Source organism: Streptomyces collinus Tu 365, from assembly GCF_000444875.1.
In the GTDB taxonomy this organism is placed as follows: domain Bacteria; phylum Actinomycetota; class Actinomycetes; order Streptomycetales; family Streptomycetaceae; genus Streptomyces; species Streptomyces collinus_A.
In genome coordinates, this window is record NC_021985.1 from 6,639,490 (window position 1) to 6,656,212 (window position 16,723).

Genomic DNA, 16,723 nt, shown 5'->3' on the forward strand with positions numbered 1-16,723 from the left:
TCCTCATCCGTGCAGCCCGCACTCGGTCTTGGCGCGGCCCGCCCAGCGGCCGGCGCGCGCGTCCTCGCCCTCCAGGACCCGGCGGGTGCAGGGCGCGCAGCCGATGGAGGGGTAGCCGTCCGTCAGCAACGGGTTGGTCAGGACGCCGTGTTCGGCGACGTAGGCGTCCACGTCGTCCTGGGTCCAGCGGGCGATCGGGGAGATCTTGACCTTCCGCCGCTTCTCGTCCCAGCCGACCACCGGGGTGTTCGCCCGGGTCGGGGACTCGTCGCGGCGCAGGCCGGTCGCCCAGGCCAGGTAGCCCTTCAGGCCCTCTTCCAGCGGCTGCACCTTGCGCAGCCGGCAGCACAGGTCGGGGTCGCGGTCGTGCAGCTTCGGGCCGTACTGCGCGTCCTGCTCGGCGACGGTCTGCCGCGGGGTGAGGGTGATGACGTTGACGTCCATCACGGCCTCGACGGCGTCCCGGGTGCCGATGGTCTCCGGGAAGTGGTAGCCGGTGTCGAGGAAGACGACGTCCACGGGGGCGTCCTCCCGGCGCACGCGCGAGGCCAGGTGGGCGACCACGGCGTCCTCCATGGAGGAGGTGACGCAGAACCGCGCCCCGAAGGTGTCGACCGCCCAGCGCAGGATCTCCAGGGCGGGGGCGTCCTCCAGGTCCCGGCCGGCCTGCTCCGCGAGGGCCTTCAACTCCTCGTCCGTGCGCTCTGACTGAGCCGTCGTCATATCGAGTCGTCCCCTCCGTTGTCGGCTCGCCTCAGGCCCCGGGCGAGCAGCCCGAGGAACTTCAGCTGGAAGGCGCGGTTGCACGCCCCGCACTCCCACGCGCCGTGGCCCTGCTCGCCCGGGCGCAGGTCCTCGTCGCCGCAGTAGGGGCAGTGGAACGGCGCGGCCCGCTCGCTCATGACAGCGCCTCCTCGGAGGCGCGGGCCGCCCAGGTCGCGAACCGTTCGCCGTCCTCGCGTTCGGCCTGGTAGCGCTTGAGGACCCGCTCGATGTAGTCGGGCAGTTCCTTCGAGGTGACCTTCAGGCCGCGCACCTTGCGGCCGAAGCCGGCCTCGAGGCCCAGCGCCCCGCCCAGGTGCACCTGGTAGCCCTCGACCTGCTCGCCGTCGTCGCCGAGGACGAGCTGGCCCTTGAGACCGATGTCCGCGACCTGGATGCGGGCGCAGGCGTTCGGGCAGCCGTTGAGGTTGATGGTGATCGGCTGGTCGAAGTCCGGCAGGCGGCGCTCGAGTTCGTCGATGAGCTGGGAGCCGCGCTCCTTGGTCTCGACGATGGCGAGCTTGCAGAACTCGATGCCGGTGCACGCCATGGTGCCGCGCCGGAAGGAGGACGGCCGGGCGGTGAGGTCCAGCGCCTCCAGGCCCTCGACCAGCGAGTCGACCTGCTCCTCCGCGACGTCGAGGATGATCATCTTCTGCTCGACGGTGGTCCGGACGCGGCCCGAGCCGTGCGCCTCGGCCAGCTCGGCGACCTTGGTGAGGGTGGTGCCGTCGACCCGGCCGACGCGCGGGGCGAAACCGACGTAGTAGCGGCCGTCCAGCTGCCGGTGCACGCCGACGTGGTCGCGCCACTGCTGGACCGGCTGCTCGGGGGCGGGCCCGTCGATCAGCCTGCGGCCGCCGAGGTACTCGTCCTCCAGCACCCGGCGGAACTTCTCCGCGCCCCAGTCGGCGACGAGGAACTTCAGCCGGGCCCGGTTGCGCAGCCGGCGGTAGCCGTAGTCCCGGAAGATCGAGATCACGCCCTCGTAGACGTCCGGGACCTCGTCCAGCGGGACCCACGCGCCGAGACGGACGCCCAGCTTGGGGTTGGTGGACAGACCGCCGCCCACCCACACGTCGAAGCCCGGGCCGTGCTCGGGGTGCCGTACGCCGACGAACGCCACGTCGTTGATCTCGTGCACCACGTCCAGCACGGGCGAGCCGGAGATGGCCGTCTTGAACTTGCGCGGCAGGTTCGAGTACGCCTTGTTGTTCAGGACCCGGCGCTTCATCTCCTCCAGCGCCGGGGTGGCGTCGATGATCTCGTCCTCGGCGATGCCGGCGACCGGCGAGCCGATCATCACGCGCGGGGTGTCGCCGCAGGCGGTGACCGTCGACAGGCCCACGCCCTCCAGCCGCTCCCAGATCGCCGGCACGTCCTCGATCCGGATCCAGTGGTACTGGACGTTCTGCCGGTCGGTGATGTCCGCGGTGCCGCGCGCGAACTCCTGGGAGATCTCGCCGATCACCCGCAGCTGCCGCGTCGTGAGCGCGCCGCCGTCGATCCGGACGCGCAGCATGAAGTACTCGTCGTCCAGTTCCTCCGGCTCCAGGACCGCGGTCTTGCCGCCGTCGATCCCGGGCTTGCGCTGGGTGTAGAGGCCCCACCAGCGCATCCGGCCGCGCAGGTCGCTGGGGTCGATCGAGTCGAATCCGCGCTTGGAGTAGATCGTCTCAATGCGTGTCCGCACATTGAGACCGTCGTCGTCCTTCTTGACCTGCTCGTTCCCGTTCAGCGGGGTGAAGTGGCCCGCGGCCCACTGGCCCTCGCCGCGGTGACGGCTCACCTTGCGGCGGGGCGCTGAGGCGGCTGGGTTCTGCGGGGTGGCGGCCATGGTTCTACGTCCTTCGGACAGGCTGCGGACAGGCGGAAAGCGGCACTGACCTGCGCATACGCGAGCATGTGGGCATGCGTGCGCGTCCTTGCGCAGCAGGCAGGCGGGGAAAGGGGGGTGCGGCGGTGCCGGTGCGGTCAGCTCGCCGGACAGATGGCGCTGGACATGCGGCCGAGGTCGACGTGCCGCCGACTCACCAAGGCAATTCCAGTTCCAGGCATGGCGGAAGCCTGGCACGGCGATCTGGACACAGTCCAGCTTTATCCAAAATGCGGACACCCTTGTCCCGAAGTGTGGGACAAGGGTGTCGTCGGTCACATGCCGCCCGGGACGGCTCGGCCAGACGGCTCGCCGGGGCAGGTCAGGCGGGGTACGCGCCGGGCCAGGGGCCGGGGGTGGCCACCACGGCCTCCACCTCCACCTTGGTGTCGAACAGGGTGAAGCCCCGGCGCAGGTAGTTGTCCATCGCGAACTCGCCGTCCTTGCTGCACGTGTGCAGCCACACCCGCTTCGTCGGCGTCAGCTCCGCCCACCGCTCGGCCAGGTCCCAGGCACGGGCCGCGCCGTACGACAGCAGGTGCCCGCCGATGCGGCGGCCGCGGAAGGCCGGGATCAGTCCGAAGTAGACGATCTCCACCGCGCCGTCGTCCTGCGGCTCCAGCTCGACGTACCCGGCGGGCGTGCCCCGGTCGTAGGCGACCCACGTCTCCACGCCCGGCCGGTCCAGCTGGCGCTGCCACCGCGCGTAGTCCCAGCCGAGCCGGTCCGTCCAGCGGATGTCACCGCCGACGGAGGCGTACAGGAAGCGGCTGAACTCCGGGGAGGGGACCTCCGCGCGGACGATCCGCACGTCGCCGTCGGGGGCGGCGGCCGGCAGGAGGTCGGCCGGCGAGGTCTGTTCCAGGGACCAGGTCGTGACAGGGGCGCTGCTCATGCGGGCCAGGGAATCATCCCGTCCGCCCGTCTGTCGATCCGCGGCCCGCCCGGCGGGCCACCCCCCGGTTCGGTCCGGTCAGTCCAGCGTCCGGTCCAGCGCGGCCAGCGGCAGCGCGAACAGCATCCGCCGGGACAGGGACCAGACCTCGCCCGTCTCCTGCCAGTAAGACAGCGCCCCCGGGCCCTGGGCCCAGCAGCGGTGGGAGGCGTCCGAGCCGCAGCGGTCCGCCTTCGCGCCCTTGCGGTCCTGCCGCCAGAGGCCGCCGTGACCGTCGGTGTCCCCGCCGTTCGCGGACACGTGTCCCACATACCAGGACGGGCCGGCCGCCCCGGGCCGCCGGTACGACAGCACGCCCCGGATCCCGGTCGCCCGGGTGCGGTAGGCCTCGACCGGGTCCACCCGCCCGGCGGCGCCGGTGGCGAGCAGTCCCTCGCGGGCGGGGTCGGTGCTGAACGCGTACCGCCACAGCCGTGCGCGCCGCTCGCTGCCCGGGGCCGTCCACTCGGCCGCCACCAGGCTGTCGGGCGCGGTGCCGCGGTCCAGGGACAGCCCGGCCGGGCAGGGCGGCCCCGAGGCGCCGCAGCGGCCGGCGGTGAAGCGGTAGGAGCCCACGGCGGGCATCACGTACCGGTACCCGCCGCCCGACCAGCCGCCGTGCACGCGGCCGATCGCGGCCCGGTCGGCGGTGGTGCGCTGGATGCGGTCGAGGTCGTAGACGTAGAGCGCGTCGGCGCTGCCGCCGCGCGTGGTGACCAGCAGCTTGTCCTGGTACCAGACCATCCCGGAGACCCCGGAGGCCAGAGCGCGGTAGTCGCGGCCGCCCTCGACCGGCACCACCAGGAGCACCCAGCGGTAGACGGGGTGCCGCGGGTCGTCGGCGTCGACGAACGCGACCCTGGCCAGGCCCCGCTCGGCGGCGGGCCCGGTGGCGGTGTCATGGGTCCAGCCGGTGAGGATCACACGGTGGCTGCCCCAGACGCCGTCGTCGTCGGCGTCCCCCGAGGTGGTGACCGAGGCCGGCTGCCAGGCGGTGTCCGCGGTGTCGGCCCGGTCCCAGCAGTAGGCGCGGGTGACGGCCGGGGCGACGGGCAGGGTCTCGCGGTCCTCGGAACCGCAGCCGGCGCCCTGGCGCAGCGAGCGGTCGGCGCTGCGCAGTACGGCGTCCACGCCGACCGGGCGGCCCATGGAGGCGGCGAGCCGGTTCAGGGTGCGGGCGGGCACGAGGTGCTCGCGCAGCCGCAGCGGGGCGGTGTCCGCCCGGGAGGTCAGCGGCCGCAGCGCGCCGGGGTTCGCGGCGACGGTGGCCTGAGAGGCGCTGATCAGGGTGGCGGTCGCGGTGAGCGCCAGCGCGGCCCCGGCGAGGACCGCGCGCAGAGCCGCGCCCCGCCTGCGTCTGCGGTGTCTGCCGCGTTGCTTCATGTCTCCTCCCGAGCGGGCCAACTGCGCCTGGTGGTCCGTGAGTTGACCAAGGAGCAGGTGGGGAGGCCCATAGGGATGCTACGGCAGTAACGGGCGCCGTGGGGCCAAGACCCGCAAATATGCGGAAGGCACGCGCACGGAACGGACCGCCCCGCACACCCCTCCGCCCGCGCCTCGGGCCGCACCTCGGCCCGCCCCTCGGGCCGCCCCTGCGCCCGTCCCGTCAGCCGGCCCCGGCCCCGGCCGTCGCCCTGCGCCGCGCGACCGCCGGTGCCGTCGAGCGGGGCAGCAGGTCGCGCGGGTCCTCGGGCAGCAGCACCTCGACCTCCGCGTCCTCCCGGAAGCGGTAGGGCCGGTGGCGCAGAACCTCCCCCAGATAGCGGCGGATCCGGGACATCTCCGCCCGTACGGTGACCGTGCGGGACGGATCGCCGAACAGGTCCTCGGCGAGTGCCGCCGCACCGCGCCCCGTGCGGTGTTCGGCCAGCAGGTACAGCAACTCCGCGTGCCGGGGGCTGAGTTCCCGGGACCAGGAGCCGGCGGTCCCCGTCACCGTCACCGAAGTGCGGCCCGCCCGGCCCAGATCCAGCTCGACCCTCAGGCCGGTGGCCGGCGGCGGTTCCTCGGCGGCACGCAGCAGCCAGCCGCCGGCCAGCGGCTCCACCGCGCAGGTGCCGAGCGCGGGCAGCCGGTGCGCGCCCGGCGTCAGCGACCTGGGCAGCGACACGCGCCGCACGTACGGCATCCCCGTGACGGCCGCCGTCCAGCCGTCCCGGTCCACCGCCAGCGCCCCGCCGTCCAGCCGGGCCAGTATCGGCGCCGCCACCGCCCGCAGCCCCTCCAGGGAGTCCCGGTGCAGTTCCCGCAGCCGGGCCTCGGCGAGCCTGGCCACCGCGTCCACCCAGGCGAGCGTCGCCGGATGCATGGTCTCCAGCGGGCCGCTGACGTCCACCACGCCCAGGAGGCTGCCGTCCCGGGGATCGGTGATCGGGGCGCCCGCGCAGGTCCAGGAGGTGTGGGTGCGCACGAAGTGCTCACCGGCGAAGACCTGCACGGGCCGGCGCACGACCGCGGCCGTGCCCACGCCGTTGGTGCCGACGACGTCTTCGCGCCAGTCGGCCCCGAGTTCGAACCCGAGCCCGTCGGCCTTGCGCAGCACCGCGGGGGAGCCCTCCCGCCACAGGACGCGTCCCTCGGCGTCCGCGACCACCATGATGTGCGCGTCGGCGTCCGCGACCGAAAGCAGCCCCTGCCGCAGCACGGGCAGCACCCGCCCGAGCGGCGACTCCTCCCGTCTGCGCCGCACCTCCTCGGCCGACAGCGGCCGGGACCGCACGTCGCGGTCGGGGTCGACGCCGCCGCGCAGCATCCGCCCCCAGGACTGCTCGATCACCGGGCGCGGCGCGATCCGCGCACGTCGTCCGGACAGCGTCGCCTCGCGCACCTGGTGCAGCACCCGCGCCGCCTGCGCCGCGTCCACGGCGGCCAGGCGCGCCACGTTCACCGGCGGGTTCACCACTGGGGTCCTCCCGGGAAAAGGCATCGAACACAACTGTCAAGCCGTCCGGGCGGCGGTTTCCGGTCCGGCCGTGCCTCCCATAGTGCCGTCCGGCACGGGCCGGAGGCACGCACTCCGTCCACCGTCACCGACAAGTTGCAACCCCCTGCAACCCTGGCGATTCACCCGCCAGTGGCCGAGACTTGACCACGACGCCGCCCCCGGGCGGCGTTTCGTGCCCTTCAACGGGCCCATGAGGCGGGGGTGGTGCCGTGTCGGCGCAGCACCACCCCCAGCCGCAAGCAGTCCAGCCGCAGACGCTCCGGCCGCCGGCCCCCGGCAGGCACGCGCCCCGGGCAGGCGCCCGCCCTCCGCAGGGACCCGCGCCGCCGCCTACGGCACCGGCCGGGCCCGTTCCACCACCGACGCCAGGTCCAGCCCCGACGGCAGGGTGCCGAAAGCCGCGCCCCGGTCGCCGCCGAGACGGGAGGCGCAGAACGCGTCGGCCACCGCCGGCGGCGCGTACCGCACCAGCAGGGACCCCTGGAGCACCAGCGCGAGCCGCTCCACCAGGCGCCGCGCCCGGGCCTCGACCCCGTCCAGGTGGGCGAGTTCGGTGAACAGGTCCTTGACCGCACGGTCCAGCCGGTGGTCGGCGCCGTGCGCCCGCCCGATCTCGGTGAGGCACGCGTCCAGCGCGCCCGGCTCGCGCCGCAGCGCCCGTAGCACGTCCAGCGCCTGCACGTTCCCCGCGCCCTCCCAGATCGAGTTCAGCGGCGACTCGCGCACCAGCCGGGGCAGCCCCGACTCCTCGACGTACCCGTTGCCGCCCAGGCACTCCGCGGCCTCCACCGCGAGCGGCGCGCAGCGCTTGGTGATCCAGTACTTGGCGGCCGGCACCGCGAGGCGCAGCAGGGCCAGCTCCTGCTCGCCGCCGTCGTCGTGGGCGGCCGCGAGCCGCAGCGCCAGCGCGGTCGCCGCCTCCGACTCCAGCGCCAGATCGGCCAGCACGTTGCGCATCAGCGGCTTGTCGATCAGCTTCCCGCCGAACGCCTCCCGGTGCGCGCAGTGGTGGACGGCCTGGGCGACCGCCTGCCGCATCAGGCCGGCCGAGCCGAGCGCGCAGTCCAGCCGGGTCGCGGCCACCATCTCGATGATGGTGCGCACCCCGCGCCCCTCCTCGCCGACCCGGCGGGCCCAGGTGCCGTCGAACTCGACCTCCGCGGAGGCGTTGGACCGGTTGCCCAGCTTGTCCTTGAGCCGCTGGATCAGGAACGTGTTGAGCGTGCCGTCCGGCAGCACCCGGGGGACCAGGAAGCAGGTGAGCCCGTCAGGGGCCTGCGCGAGCACCAGGAAGCCGTCCGACATCGGCGCCGAGCAGAACCACTTGTGCCCGGTCAGCGCGTACGTCCCGGCCTCGGCGAGCGGCCGCGCCCCGGTGGTGTTCGTCCGGACGTCGCTGCCGCCCTGCTTCTCCGTCATGCCCATGCCGAACAGGGCGCCGGCCTTCGACGCGGCCGGCCGCAGGTCCTGGTCGTAGATCGTGGACGTCAGCAGCGGCTCCCACTCGGCCGCCAGCTCCGGATCCGCCCGCAGCGCGGGCACCGCCGCGTGCGTCATCGACAGCGGACAGCAGGTGCCCGCCTCGACCTGCGTCCAGACCAGGAAACCGGCCGCCCGGCGCACATGCCCCGCGGGCCGCGTCCAGGCGGCCGTCAGCCCCGCCGAGACCCCCTTGCCGAGCATCCGGTGCCAGGCCGGGTGGAACTCGACCCGGTCGATCCGGTGGCCGTACCGGTCGTGGGTGCGCAGCCGCGGCGGGTACTCGTTCGCGAGCGCACCCCACTCCTGCACCTGCGCCGCGCCCGCCGACGTCCCGAGCGCCGCCAGTTCGGCACGCACCTCGTCCAGCGTGTCCGCCGCGGTGTGCCGCTCGACGGCCTCCACGAGGGCCCGGTCGGCGGTGAAGACGTCGTAGGCCACCAGCGGAGGCGGCTGGTTCGTCACGGTGTGGGTCGAGTTGCCTGCCATGATTGCGAACCTACCCGGGATCGCGGCGATGCTGGCATCCAGAGTGGCACAGCGCGCCCGCCGGTGCGCCCGGCCCGTCCACCGGCACCGGAAGGTGAGGCGGGCCCGGTCCGGCGGATACGGTTGGATCGTGCAGCCAGGAAGTGAAACCCCCGAGCGGCCCCCGGGCCGGCTCCACCGGGCCAGAGCCCTCTACCGCAACGTCTCCAAGCGCAGGACCGCCTGGCTGCTGCTCAAGGACACCGTCAACTCCTGCATGGAATACCGCATCCTGGGCCTCGCGGCCGAGGCGGCGTTCTTCACCCTGCTGTCCGTGCCGCCCCTGCTGCTGAGCCTCATCGGCCTCCTCGGCTACGTGGACGCCTGGACCGGCGCCGACACCATCGCCAGCCTGGAGCACAACCTGCTGGACGCCTCCCGCACGGTCCTGTCCGACCGGGGCGTCAAGGAGATCGCCGAGCCGATCCTGCACGACGTGATGAAGGGCGGCCGACCCGACGTCATCTCCATCGGCTTCCTCTTCGCCCTGTGGTCCGGCTCCCGCGCGGTGAACGTCTTCATCGACACGATCACCGTCATGTACGGCCTCGACGGCGTCCGCGGCATCGTCAAGACCCGGATGATGTCCTTCCTGCTGTTCATCGTGGCCCTGCTGATCGGCTCGGTGGCGCTGCCCCTGATGGTGGCCGGACCCGACGCGGTGGTGCGCGTCGTGCCCTGGTCGGCGACGGTCGTCCAGGTCCTGTACTGGCCGGTCGTCATCGTGCTGTCCATCGTCTTCCTGACCACGCTCTACCACGTGTCCGTGCCCGTCCGCTCCCCGTGGATCGAGGACGTGCCCGGCGCCCTCGTCGCCCTCGCCATGTGGGTCCTCGGCAGCTTCCTGCTGCGCATCTACCTGACCAGCACGATCGAGGGCGCCACCATCTACGGCTCACTCGCCGCCTCGGTCGCCGTCCTGCTGTGGATCGGCGTGTCCGCCTTCGCCGTGCTCGTCGGCGCCGCCGTCAACGCAGCGATCGACCGCGTCTGGCCGGCCGCCGCCACCGGCGCCGCCCGCGCGGCCAACGAACGGGTCCTGGAGGCCCAGGTCGCGGAGTACGTCGCCCGCGCCGCCGCCGCCCGCGACAGCGACCCCGACGACCCCGACATGCCCTCCGAGTTCCCCGAGCGCTGGTCCCGCTTCCTCCCCCCGGAGGACGTGACCGCCCGGCTGCGCACCCACGCCCGTAACCCCCACCACCACGCGCACAAGGACCACGGCGCCGGCGGCCCCGAAGGCGACACCCGCCCGCCCGGCAGGTGACCACCCGGCCGGCACGGCCACCCGCGCCCCACCGCCCACGCACGACCGCCGGCACGGCCCGCATGCGCCACCACCCGCGCACGACCGCCGGCACGCCCCCCCATGCGCCACCACCCGCGCACGACCGCCCGCGCACGACCGCCGGCACAGCCAACCGCGCACCGTCGCCCGCGCATGACTGCTGGCATGGCCACCCCGCGCACCACCACCCGCGCACCACGGCCCGCACATCACCGGCCACGCACGACCGCCAACACGGCCCCCCCACGCCCCGCCGCCACCGACGCGTCGTCGCCGGCACCACCACACAAGCACCGCAGCGCCGCCCCCGTACCGCATCGCCCCCGGCGGCTCGGCCCGCCCGGCACGGCCCGCGAGCGTGCCGCACGGCAACGGCTCCGCCCGCGAACGGCACCGCCCCGGCGGTTCCGCCCACCCGGCGCCCGCGCCCCGGCCCGCGCCTCTACCCTGACCCCATGGACGCTCCTCCGGGCCCGGTCACCCCCTCGCGCGGGGACCCCCTCGCCAGCCTGCTGGACGGCCCCCGGGCCCGTGGCGCCTTCATGATCCGCGCCTGCTTCGAGCCGCCCTGGGCGGTCCGCGTGGAGGACCGCGCCCCGCTCACGGTCATGCTGATGGCACGCGGCGACGCCTGGATCACCCACGACGCCGACGGCGACGGCGAACCGGTCCGGCTGCGCCCCGGCGACCTGGCCATCACCCGCGGCCCCGCCCCCTACACCTGCGCCGACGCCCCCGGCACCGCCCCGCAGGCGCTGATCCTGCCCGGCGGCGCGTGCCACCACCCCGACGGCCGCCCGCTCAACGGCTCGATGGACCTCGGCGTCCGCACCTGGGGCGACCGCCCCGACGCCCCCACCGTCATGCTGATCGGCACCTACCTCGTGCGCGGCGAGATCAGCGGCCGTCTCCTCGACGCCCTGCCACCCCTGCTCACCCTCCCCGCCGAGACCTGGCCCAGCCCGCTCGTCCCGCTGCTCATGGACGAGGTCGTCCGCGACGAACCCGGCCAGGAGGTCGTCCTCGACCGCCTGCTCGACCTGCTCGTCATCAGCGCCCTGCGGGCCTGGTTCTCCCGCCCCGGGGCCGCCGCGCCCGGCTGGTACGGGGCCCTCGCCGACCCCGTCGTGGGCCGCGCGCTGCGCCTCATCCAGGACGACCCCGCCCACCCCTGGACGGTGTCCGCGCTCGCCGCCAAGGCCGGCGTCTCCCGCGCCGCCCTGGCCCGCCGCTTCACCGAACTCGTCGGCGAGCCGCCCATGACCCACCTCACCGCCTGGCGCCTCGCCCTGGCCGCCGACCGCCTCCGCGACACCGACGACACCCTGGCCGCCATCGCCCGCCAGGTCGGCTACGGCAGCGCGTTCGCGCTCTCCAGCGCCTTCAAACGGGTCTACGGCGTCAGCCCCCAGGAACACCGCGCCCGGGCGGCGTAGCCTGGCCCACGTGTACCAGGAGCGGCCGTCCCGGCTGACCGGCGCGGTGGTGTGGTGGCGCACCCCCGAGGACCCCGCCGTCCGCCCGGTGCTGCCCGACGGCTGCATGGACCTGCTGTACAGCGAGGGCCGGCTGCTGGTCGCGGGCCCGGACACCCGCGCCCACGTCCCCGCCGGGCCGCCCCGCGCCTGGGCGGGCGTCCGCTTCCACCCCGGCACCGCACCCACCCTGCTCGGCGTCCCCGCGCACGAACTGCGCGACACCCGAGCCGAGTTGACCGACCTGTGGCCCGCCGACCGGGTCCGGCGCCTGCGCGACCGCCTCGCGGCCGCATCCGACCCCGCCACCGCCCTGGAGGACATCGCCCTGGACCTGGCCGCCCGCGCCGCGCCCCCCGACCCGCTCCTGCGCCTGCTCGTCGAACGCCTGGACGCGGGCCGCCCGGTGGCCGCGACGGCGGACGAACTCGGCATCGGCGCCCGCCAGTTGCACCGCCGTTCGCTGACCGCGTTCGGCTACGGTCCCAAGACCCTGGCCCGCATCCTGCGCCTGCGGCGCGCCCTCGCGCTCGCCCGCTCCGGCGTCCCGTACGCCGAGACCGCGGCCCGCGCGGGCTACGCCGACCAGCCCCACCTGGCCCGCGACGTCCGGGAACTCGCGGGCACCACGCTCGGCGCGCTACTCGGCCCCGGCGGCTAGCGGCGCGAACAGGTCGACGCCGTTGCCGTCGGGATCGTGCACGGTGGCGTAGCGCTGCCCCCAGAACGCGTCCCACGGCTTCAGCTCCCCGTGGTACCCGGCGCCCACCAGATCCTCGTACACGGCGTCGACCTCGCCGGGCGAACCGCACCGGAAGGCGAGCGCGACCCGCCCCCCGCCGGCGGGCGCCCGCCACTCGGGATGGAACGACCGGACGGTCGCCTCGGTGTCCAGCGCGAGCACCAGCTCACCGGGCAACTCGGCCTCGACGTGAGGCTGTTCCTCGGCCCCGTCCGGGAAGACCAGACCGAGGCGACGGTAGAAGGCGAGCGAGGCGGCCAGATCGGAGGCCACCACGCCGATCACGGCGAATCGTGGAGTCATGACCGCACCGTAGGGCCGCCACCAGCGGCCGGTCTTGAACGAATCGGACACGGCGGCGCGGCCCGCACGTCGCATAACCGGTTGCGCACCCCCACCGCCGTCACGATGATCCGACTGTCCGAGGACGGGGAGTGGCTGTTGGCCGACATGTTCGTGTGCGGGGAGTGCGGTACGGAACTGACCGCTCCCGTCACCCGGGTGGCGTTTCCGGTGCGTGCCCACCACCACTACGGGCACGAGATGCTGCCCGCCCTGATGGAGCCGGGCACCTACGCGGTCGACCCGGAACCCCGAGGCGGACCCTGGCGGCCCTGGGCCGAGGTCGGGGAAGAGGCGGCGGCGGCCCTCGGGGTGTTCGCCCCGGTGCACTCCCTCCCCTCCGGACCGCCGGGCGCGGTCGTCGTCGCGCCGGGCGACACCCGCGCCACCGTGTTCATCGCGGGCCGGTGCGACGGCTACTGCCTGGGCCTGGACGGCCGCGACGGCCCGAACCTCGCCTGCGAGAGCTGCGGCCGGGCGGTGGCGACCCGGATGGACGACTGCTCGATCTGGCAGGCCGTCTGGCTCGACCCGACCGCCGTGCGACGGGTCCCGGGACCCGAACCCCGGACCGCCGACTGGACCACCCTGCTCGCCGAGGAGCGCGGCACACCCCCCGTCGAACAGCCCGGCCGCTGGAGCCCCCAGTGGGAGGCGTCCGCCGGAGCGGCACTCGCCCACCTGCTGGCCGCCTCGGCGGGCGAACCCGTCGCCCTGCCCGCGGGACTCCTCTCCGACATGTTCGGCCGCGCCCTGACCCTGCTGCTCCCGCCCGGACGCCCGGCGCGGACGCTGTCCCTGGCCGGGCCCGGCCTGCCCGTGCCCACCGGCGCGGAGATCGTCGTGGTCCCGGTGCACCCCCGGACCGGCGACCCGTGGCGGCCGCCCGGCGAACCGGCGACCGTACCGCTGCCCCTCGACGTGTGGCTGGGCCTGGCCTTCCCGCAGGACCGGTCGCTGCTGCCGGTGACCGGCGGGCTGCCCCGGGACGTACGGCGCGACGACCCGCTGCCGGCCCACCCGAACTGGATGTTCCGCCCCGACCGGTGGGTGTTCCTGCGCACGCTGGCCCGGCTCCCCGAGGTCCGCCGGCCGTGGCTGCGCGCGGTCTACGACCGGCTGCGGGACGAACGGTGCTAGGGCGTGTATCGGAAGCGCGGACAGGCCGGGCGGGGTGATGCCCCCGGCCCGGCCTGTCCGCTCTCTGCTAGAGGTCGAGCTGATGCTGGTGTGTCGTGTGCGTGGGTGTGTAGCCGAGACCGTCGTTGATCCGTCGCATGTGCGCGTTGCTGTCGGCGGTGTCGGTCAGGAGGCCATCGAGGTCCGGATAGTCCCTGTGGGCCTGTCGGATCGACTCGGCCTTCATCCATCGGCCGAGGCCGTGACCACGGTGCTCGGGCAGCACGCCCGTGCCGTAGTGCTGGCCGTCACCTGCGCCGTTGCCGGGGATGACGAGTTCGGTGAAGGCGGCGATCGAGCCGTTGGAGGCGTCGATGGCGACAACGGTGTGCAGGTGGTCGCCTCGCTGTTCGACGGCCTTCGCCGCGGCCCGCACGCGGTCCACGTCCCAGGCCACGGTGCCGTACTCGGCGTCGTCCATGGGCATGTCGTCCATGGCGCGGCGTGAGGCGGCGAACGTCTGGGCGAGGTCGTCGGGGACGGTTCCCTGCCATGACGTCAGCCGGTAGCCGGGATGAGGACGCTCGACGATCCCAGCGAGGACGGTGGTGTCCACCTCGGCCATTGCCAGGCGGGTGTACCTGAAGGTGAGGACCTTCCGGAAACCGCGCGCCGCCAGGAAGCGGTCGCCGGGCGATCCGGCTTCTGCCTGTGCGACGACGCGGCGTCGGGCGTTGTCCCGGGCGGTGGTCACGGCGGTGTCGAGGAGCCGGGAGCCGACGCCCTTGCGGCGCTCCGCAGGATGAACGCAGAGGTCGAGCTCGGCCAGATGCTCTTGTCCGCCGTCGAGCAGGCGCAAGAAGGCGGTCCCGGCAGGGATGGAGTCCGCGTCCGACGCCAGCCAGGCGAGACGCCGGCCGTGCGGCCCGCAGGTGGGGTCGGTCAGTGGGGTGATGCGAAGGGACAAGGTGTCTCCGTCGTGAGGAGGTGGCACAGGTCAGTACGCGAGCTCAACTCCTGGGCACTCGTGCGCATGTGCTCCACACCTCCTCATCGACAGCGCCGGCCTGCACCGATGCGGGCGGCTGGGTGAACCTAGCCGGCTGACGGACCTCTGGGCAACGGATTAACGAAGAGGCGGTATGCGTGTGTGGTCACAGCCACTCGGCGTTGACGATGAGGTTCCAGGCCGTTCCGTCACCGTCGTCGCCGTCCCACCAGGTTGCGAACGCGCCGGCCAGCCGTTGCGCCTTGGCTTTGGCGCTCTTGCCGGTGTAGGTGGTGGCGAGTTCGACGTCGTGGTCTGTGAGGGCTGGTTGTCAGTGCAGCCTCATTCGATGAAGTCCTGCTGCCCCTGTCGAAGAAGTACATCCAGGGGGACCCGGAATCTTCAGATCTCCACACCCCACGCTTCTTGATCGCTACGACCTTGATCGATCTTCGCGACAGGCCCTAGAAGGTCACCGGACCCCGTGGTGTCTCCACGGTGAAGGACAGCGCGAACGGCCCCTCGCTCACCGGGAGTTCGGTGCCCAGCGCGGCCAGCGCGAGCCGCACCCCGGCCGGGTCGGGCGCGGTGGCCCGGACCTCCAGCAGCGGCGTGACGGGCAGCCCCGAGCCGGTCGGGTGCACCGAGTCACCCCAGTCGATGAGGAACGGGACCAGCCCGCCGTGGGGCGCGGTGCCGCTGTCGGTCAGCCGCCACCGCAGCAGGGTGCCGTCGGGCGTCCGGCGGCTCATCGGGTGCACCGGCCCGGGATCGTGACCGCGCTCGCGGGCCCCGGAGACCGTCGCGTCCAGATCGGCCGGGCTGATCGCCCAGGTCACGGTGCGCGGCCCGGCCAGCCGGTCGACCCCGAACGGCCGCAGCTCCACCGGCTCCGGCTGCTCCGGGTCCGGCCCGATGATCTCCAGATAGCTCCGCCCGCCCAGCGACACCAGGTGGTTGCGGGTGCCGAGCCCCACGTGCACCCCACCGGGCGCGGGCGTCACCCCCGTCCGCCGCTCGAACTCGGCGACGGTCGCGGCCAGTTCGGGCGTGGCCAGCACGAGGTGGTCGAGCAGCGGCGGAATCCGGCCCATACCCGGCCTCAGCCCCTGCCGGGCAGCTTCAGGAACGCGGCCCAGGCCGCCGGGGTGACCGTGAGGTGAGGGGAGGCGGGGGTCTTGGAGTCGCGGACGCGGACGGAGGTGGGCTCGGAGGCCACTTCTACGCAGTTGCCGCCCTCGTCACCGCTGTAGCTCGACTTGACCCACTTCAGTGCCGTGCCACTCATCGCTCTCCCAGCAGACGGTCCAGCAGTTCCCTCGTGTCCTCGGGCGTGAGGGCCTGTGACCGCAGCATCGCACACTTCTGCGTGAGGATCCCCACCTCATCAGGGTCAGCGATCAGTTGACTGCCGCGCTGCGTCTCCACATAGGCCAGCCGCTGGTGTTCGGGCGTCTCCAGCAGGACGAACGGGCCGTTGAGTCCCGCGTGAGTCACGCGCTCCAGCGGCAGTACCTGAAGCATGAGACCCGGCAGTTCGGAGCACGCCAGCAGATGCCGCAGCTGCTCGGTCCAGACGTCCCTGCCCCCGATGGGCGCCCGCACCACCGGCTCCCAGATCACGAAGCAGGTGATCGGCGGCTGCCTGCGGTGCAGGATCGCCCGACGGTCGATCCGGGCCTGGACCAACTGCACGACACCGTCGTCCGGGTAAACCGGGACACGGCTGCGGAACACCGCCTCCGCGTACGCCTCCGTCTGCAAGAGCCCCGGCACCACCTGGTTCTCGTACGACGAGATGGCGATGGCCTCCCGCTCCTGGTCCAGGAACTCCTCCGCCCACATCGGGACGAGGTCCACCTCGGGCATCCTGCTCACCGCGACCGACAACGTGCCCTTCGTGTCGAGGAGTTCGTCGAGCTGTTCGGCGACATCCGGCTTCAGCGGCCGTCTGCCCTGCTCGATCGACGCGATCATCTCCTCGCCCAGGACGGACCGCTGCCCCAGCGCGCTCTGGGTGTACCCGGCGGCCTCGCGGTGGAGGGCGAGCAGTGCGCCCACCATCTTCAGCGCCGAGGCGTTCTTCCGTGCCCGTCGAGTCGTGCCCATGCGGTCGCACTCCCAGCCGCTCGCGTACGTACCGTCCCATGATGGACACCGTGCGTGACGCGAGGTGCCTGAATGCCGAAATCTTCTCCTCAGGGGCGGGGACGGCTCCCCGAGTGACGTTTCTGCGGTGAACCTGT

17 protein-coding genes are annotated in these 16,723 nt (G+C 73.7%); 4 read left to right on the forward strand and 13 right to left on the reverse strand.

All coding sequences use genetic code 11. The features are described from left to right. Positions 1 to 3: 3 nt before the first annotated feature. The 8 genes from B446_RS28815 to B446_RS28845 form a co-directional block, all read right to left on the reverse strand. A complete protein-coding gene (locus B446_RS28815; protein WP_020942959.1) occupies positions 4 to 723 on the reverse strand; it encodes a phosphoadenylyl-sulfate reductase in 720 nt (239 codons plus the stop codon). Next, positions 720 to 902 carry a hypothetical protein gene (locus tag B446_RS28820; protein ID WP_020942960.1) on the reverse strand — a complete coding sequence of 61 codons (183 nt, stop codon included), beginning with the start codon at positions 900 to 902 and terminating at the stop codon, positions 720 to 722. The genes B446_RS28815 and B446_RS28820 overlap by 4 nt, the downstream gene beginning before the upstream one ends. After that, the gene (locus tag B446_RS28825) at positions 899 to 2,599 is read right to left on the reverse strand and encodes a nitrite/sulfite reductase (RefSeq protein ID WP_020942961.1); all 1,701 of its coding nucleotides are present in this window, start codon (positions 2,597 to 2,599) and stop codon (positions 899 to 901) included. The genes B446_RS28820 and B446_RS28825 overlap by 4 nt, the downstream gene beginning before the upstream one ends. Before the next feature lie 137 nt (positions 2,600 to 2,736). Continuing rightward, positions 2,737 to 2,820 carry a putative leader peptide gene (locus B446_RS40995; RefSeq protein WP_310739661.1) on the reverse strand — a complete coding sequence of 28 codons (84 nt, stop codon included), beginning with the start codon at positions 2,818 to 2,820 and terminating at the stop codon, positions 2,737 to 2,739. A 140-nt stretch (positions 2,821 to 2,960) separates the two neighbouring features. Continuing rightward, positions 2,961 to 3,533: a GNAT family N-acetyltransferase gene (locus B446_RS28830; RefSeq protein ID WP_020942962.1), complete on the reverse strand. Its 573-nt coding sequence runs from the start codon at positions 3,531 to 3,533 to the stop codon at positions 2,961 to 2,963. Between the two features lie 78 nt (positions 3,534 to 3,611). After that, positions 3,612 to 4,955, reverse strand: a complete 1,344-nt coding sequence (locus B446_RS28835) for a hypothetical protein (protein ID WP_020942963.1) — start codon at positions 4,953 to 4,955, stop codon at positions 3,612 to 3,614. 223 nt (positions 4,956 to 5,178) lie between these two features. Further along, a complete protein-coding gene (locus B446_RS28840; RefSeq protein ID WP_193384509.1) occupies positions 5,179 to 6,498 on the reverse strand; it encodes a helix-turn-helix domain-containing protein in 1,320 nt (439 codons plus the stop codon). A 348-nt stretch (positions 6,499 to 6,846) separates the two neighbouring features. Next, on the reverse strand, positions 6,847 to 8,484 hold the full coding sequence (locus B446_RS28845; protein ID WP_043476625.1) for an acyl-CoA dehydrogenase family protein: 1,638 nt from the start codon (positions 8,482 to 8,484) through the stop codon (positions 6,847 to 6,849). A 130-nt stretch (positions 8,485 to 8,614) separates the two neighbouring features. Between B446_RS28845 and B446_RS28850 the strand changes: the two genes are divergently transcribed. The 3 genes from B446_RS28850 to B446_RS28860 all read left to right on the forward strand — a co-directional run bounded on the left by B446_RS28850 (position 8,615) and on the right by B446_RS28860 (position 11,947). Then, a complete protein-coding gene (locus tag B446_RS28850) occupies positions 8,615 to 9,790 on the forward strand; it encodes a YihY/virulence factor BrkB family protein (protein WP_043476628.1) in 1,176 nt (391 codons plus the stop codon). Between the two features lie 476 nt (positions 9,791 to 10,266). Next, positions 10,267 to 11,247 (forward strand): AraC family transcriptional regulator, encoded by a 981-nt coding sequence (locus B446_RS28855; RefSeq protein ID WP_020942967.1) that lies wholly within the window; start codon positions 10,267 to 10,269, stop codon positions 11,245 to 11,247. A 10-nt stretch (positions 11,248 to 11,257) separates the two neighbouring features. Further along, complete coding sequence (locus tag B446_RS28860) at positions 11,258 to 11,947, forward strand: helix-turn-helix domain-containing protein (protein WP_020942968.1); 690 nt, start codon at positions 11,258 to 11,260, stop codon at positions 11,945 to 11,947. Here the strand turns inward: B446_RS28860 and B446_RS28865 are convergent. Then, a complete protein-coding gene (locus B446_RS28865) occupies positions 11,927 to 12,331 on the reverse strand; it encodes a VOC family protein (protein ID WP_043479303.1) in 405 nt (134 codons plus the stop codon). The two genes, B446_RS28860 and B446_RS28865, sit on opposite strands and share 21 nt — an antisense overlap. Before the next feature lie 105 nt (positions 12,332 to 12,436). Here B446_RS28865 and B446_RS28870 point away from each other — a divergent pair, with 105 nt between their 5' ends. Then, complete coding sequence (locus B446_RS28870) at positions 12,437 to 13,510, forward strand: hypothetical protein (RefSeq protein ID WP_234967573.1); 1,074 nt, start codon at positions 12,437 to 12,439, stop codon at positions 13,508 to 13,510. 67 nt (positions 13,511 to 13,577) lie between these two features. On the opposite strand, the gene B446_RS28875 is transcribed toward B446_RS28870, so the two are convergent. The 4 genes from B446_RS28875 to B446_RS28890 all read right to left on the reverse strand — a co-directional run bounded on the left by B446_RS28875 (position 13,578) and on the right by B446_RS28890 (position 16,586). Beyond that, on the reverse strand, positions 13,578 to 14,456 hold the full coding sequence (locus tag B446_RS28875) for a GNAT family N-acetyltransferase (RefSeq protein WP_020942971.1): 879 nt from the start codon (positions 14,454 to 14,456) through the stop codon (positions 13,578 to 13,580). A 485-nt stretch (positions 14,457 to 14,941) separates the two neighbouring features. Next, positions 14,942 to 15,571 (reverse strand): VOC family protein, encoded by a 630-nt coding sequence (locus tag B446_RS28880; RefSeq protein WP_020942972.1) that lies wholly within the window; start codon positions 15,569 to 15,571, stop codon positions 14,942 to 14,944. An 8-nt stretch (positions 15,572 to 15,579) separates the two neighbouring features. After that, the gene (locus tag B446_RS28885) at positions 15,580 to 15,765 is read right to left on the reverse strand and encodes a DUF397 domain-containing protein (RefSeq protein ID WP_020942973.1); all 186 of its coding nucleotides are present in this window, start codon (positions 15,763 to 15,765) and stop codon (positions 15,580 to 15,582) included. Next, the gene (locus tag B446_RS28890; protein ID WP_043476631.1) at positions 15,762 to 16,586 is read right to left on the reverse strand and encodes a helix-turn-helix domain-containing protein; all 825 of its coding nucleotides are present in this window, start codon (positions 16,584 to 16,586) and stop codon (positions 15,762 to 15,764) included. The genes B446_RS28885 and B446_RS28890 overlap by 4 nt, the downstream gene beginning before the upstream one ends. Positions 16,587 to 16,723: the final 137 nt, after the last annotated feature.

Excerpts from the sequence above, each read along its gene's own strand:
- B446_RS28815 (WP_020942959.1), bottom strand. The coding sequence starts at position 723 with ATGACGACGGCTCAGTCAGAGCGCACGGACGAGGAGTTGAAGGCCCTC.
- B446_RS28820 (WP_020942960.1), bottom strand. The coding sequence starts at position 902 with ATGAGCGAGCGGGCCGCGCCGTTCCACTGCCCCTACTGCGGCGACGAG.
- B446_RS28825 (WP_020942961.1), bottom strand. The coding sequence starts at position 2,599 with ATGGCCGCCACCCCGCAGAACCCAGCCGCCTCAGCGCCCCGCCGCAAG.
- B446_RS40995 (WP_310739661.1), bottom strand. The coding sequence starts at position 2,820 with ATGCCTGGAACTGGAATTGCCTTGGTGAGTCGGCGGCACGTCGACCTC.
- B446_RS28830 (WP_020942962.1), bottom strand. The coding sequence starts at position 3,533 with ATGAGCAGCGCCCCTGTCACGACCTGGTCCCTGGAACAGACCTCGCCG.
- B446_RS28835 (WP_020942963.1), bottom strand. The coding sequence starts at position 4,955 with ATGAAGCAACGCGGCAGACACCGCAGACGCAGGCGGGGCGCGGCTCTG.
- B446_RS28840 (WP_193384509.1), bottom strand. The coding sequence starts at position 6,498 with ATGCCTTTTCCCGGGAGGACCCCAGTGGTGAACCCGCCGGTGAACGTG.
- B446_RS28845 (WP_043476625.1), bottom strand. The coding sequence starts at position 8,484 with ATGGCAGGCAACTCGACCCACACCGTGACGAACCAGCCGCCTCCGCTG.
- B446_RS28855 (WP_020942967.1), top strand. The coding sequence starts at position 10,267 with ATGGACGCTCCTCCGGGCCCGGTCACCCCCTCGCGCGGGGACCCCCTC.
- B446_RS28865 (WP_043479303.1), bottom strand. The coding sequence starts at position 12,331 with ATGACTCCACGATTCGCCGTGATCGGCGTGGTGGCCTCCGATCTGGCC.
- B446_RS28870 (WP_234967573.1), top strand. The coding sequence starts at position 12,437 with ATGATCCGACTGTCCGAGGACGGGGAGTGGCTGTTGGCCGACATGTTC.
- B446_RS28880 (WP_020942972.1), bottom strand. The coding sequence starts at position 15,571 with ATGGGCCGGATTCCGCCGCTGCTCGACCACCTCGTGCTGGCCACGCCC.
- B446_RS28885 (WP_020942973.1), bottom strand. The coding sequence starts at position 15,765 with ATGAGTGGCACGGCACTGAAGTGGGTCAAGTCGAGCTACAGCGGTGAC.
- B446_RS28890 (WP_043476631.1), bottom strand. The coding sequence starts at position 16,586 with ATGGGCACGACTCGACGGGCACGGAAGAACGCCTCGGCGCTGAAGATG.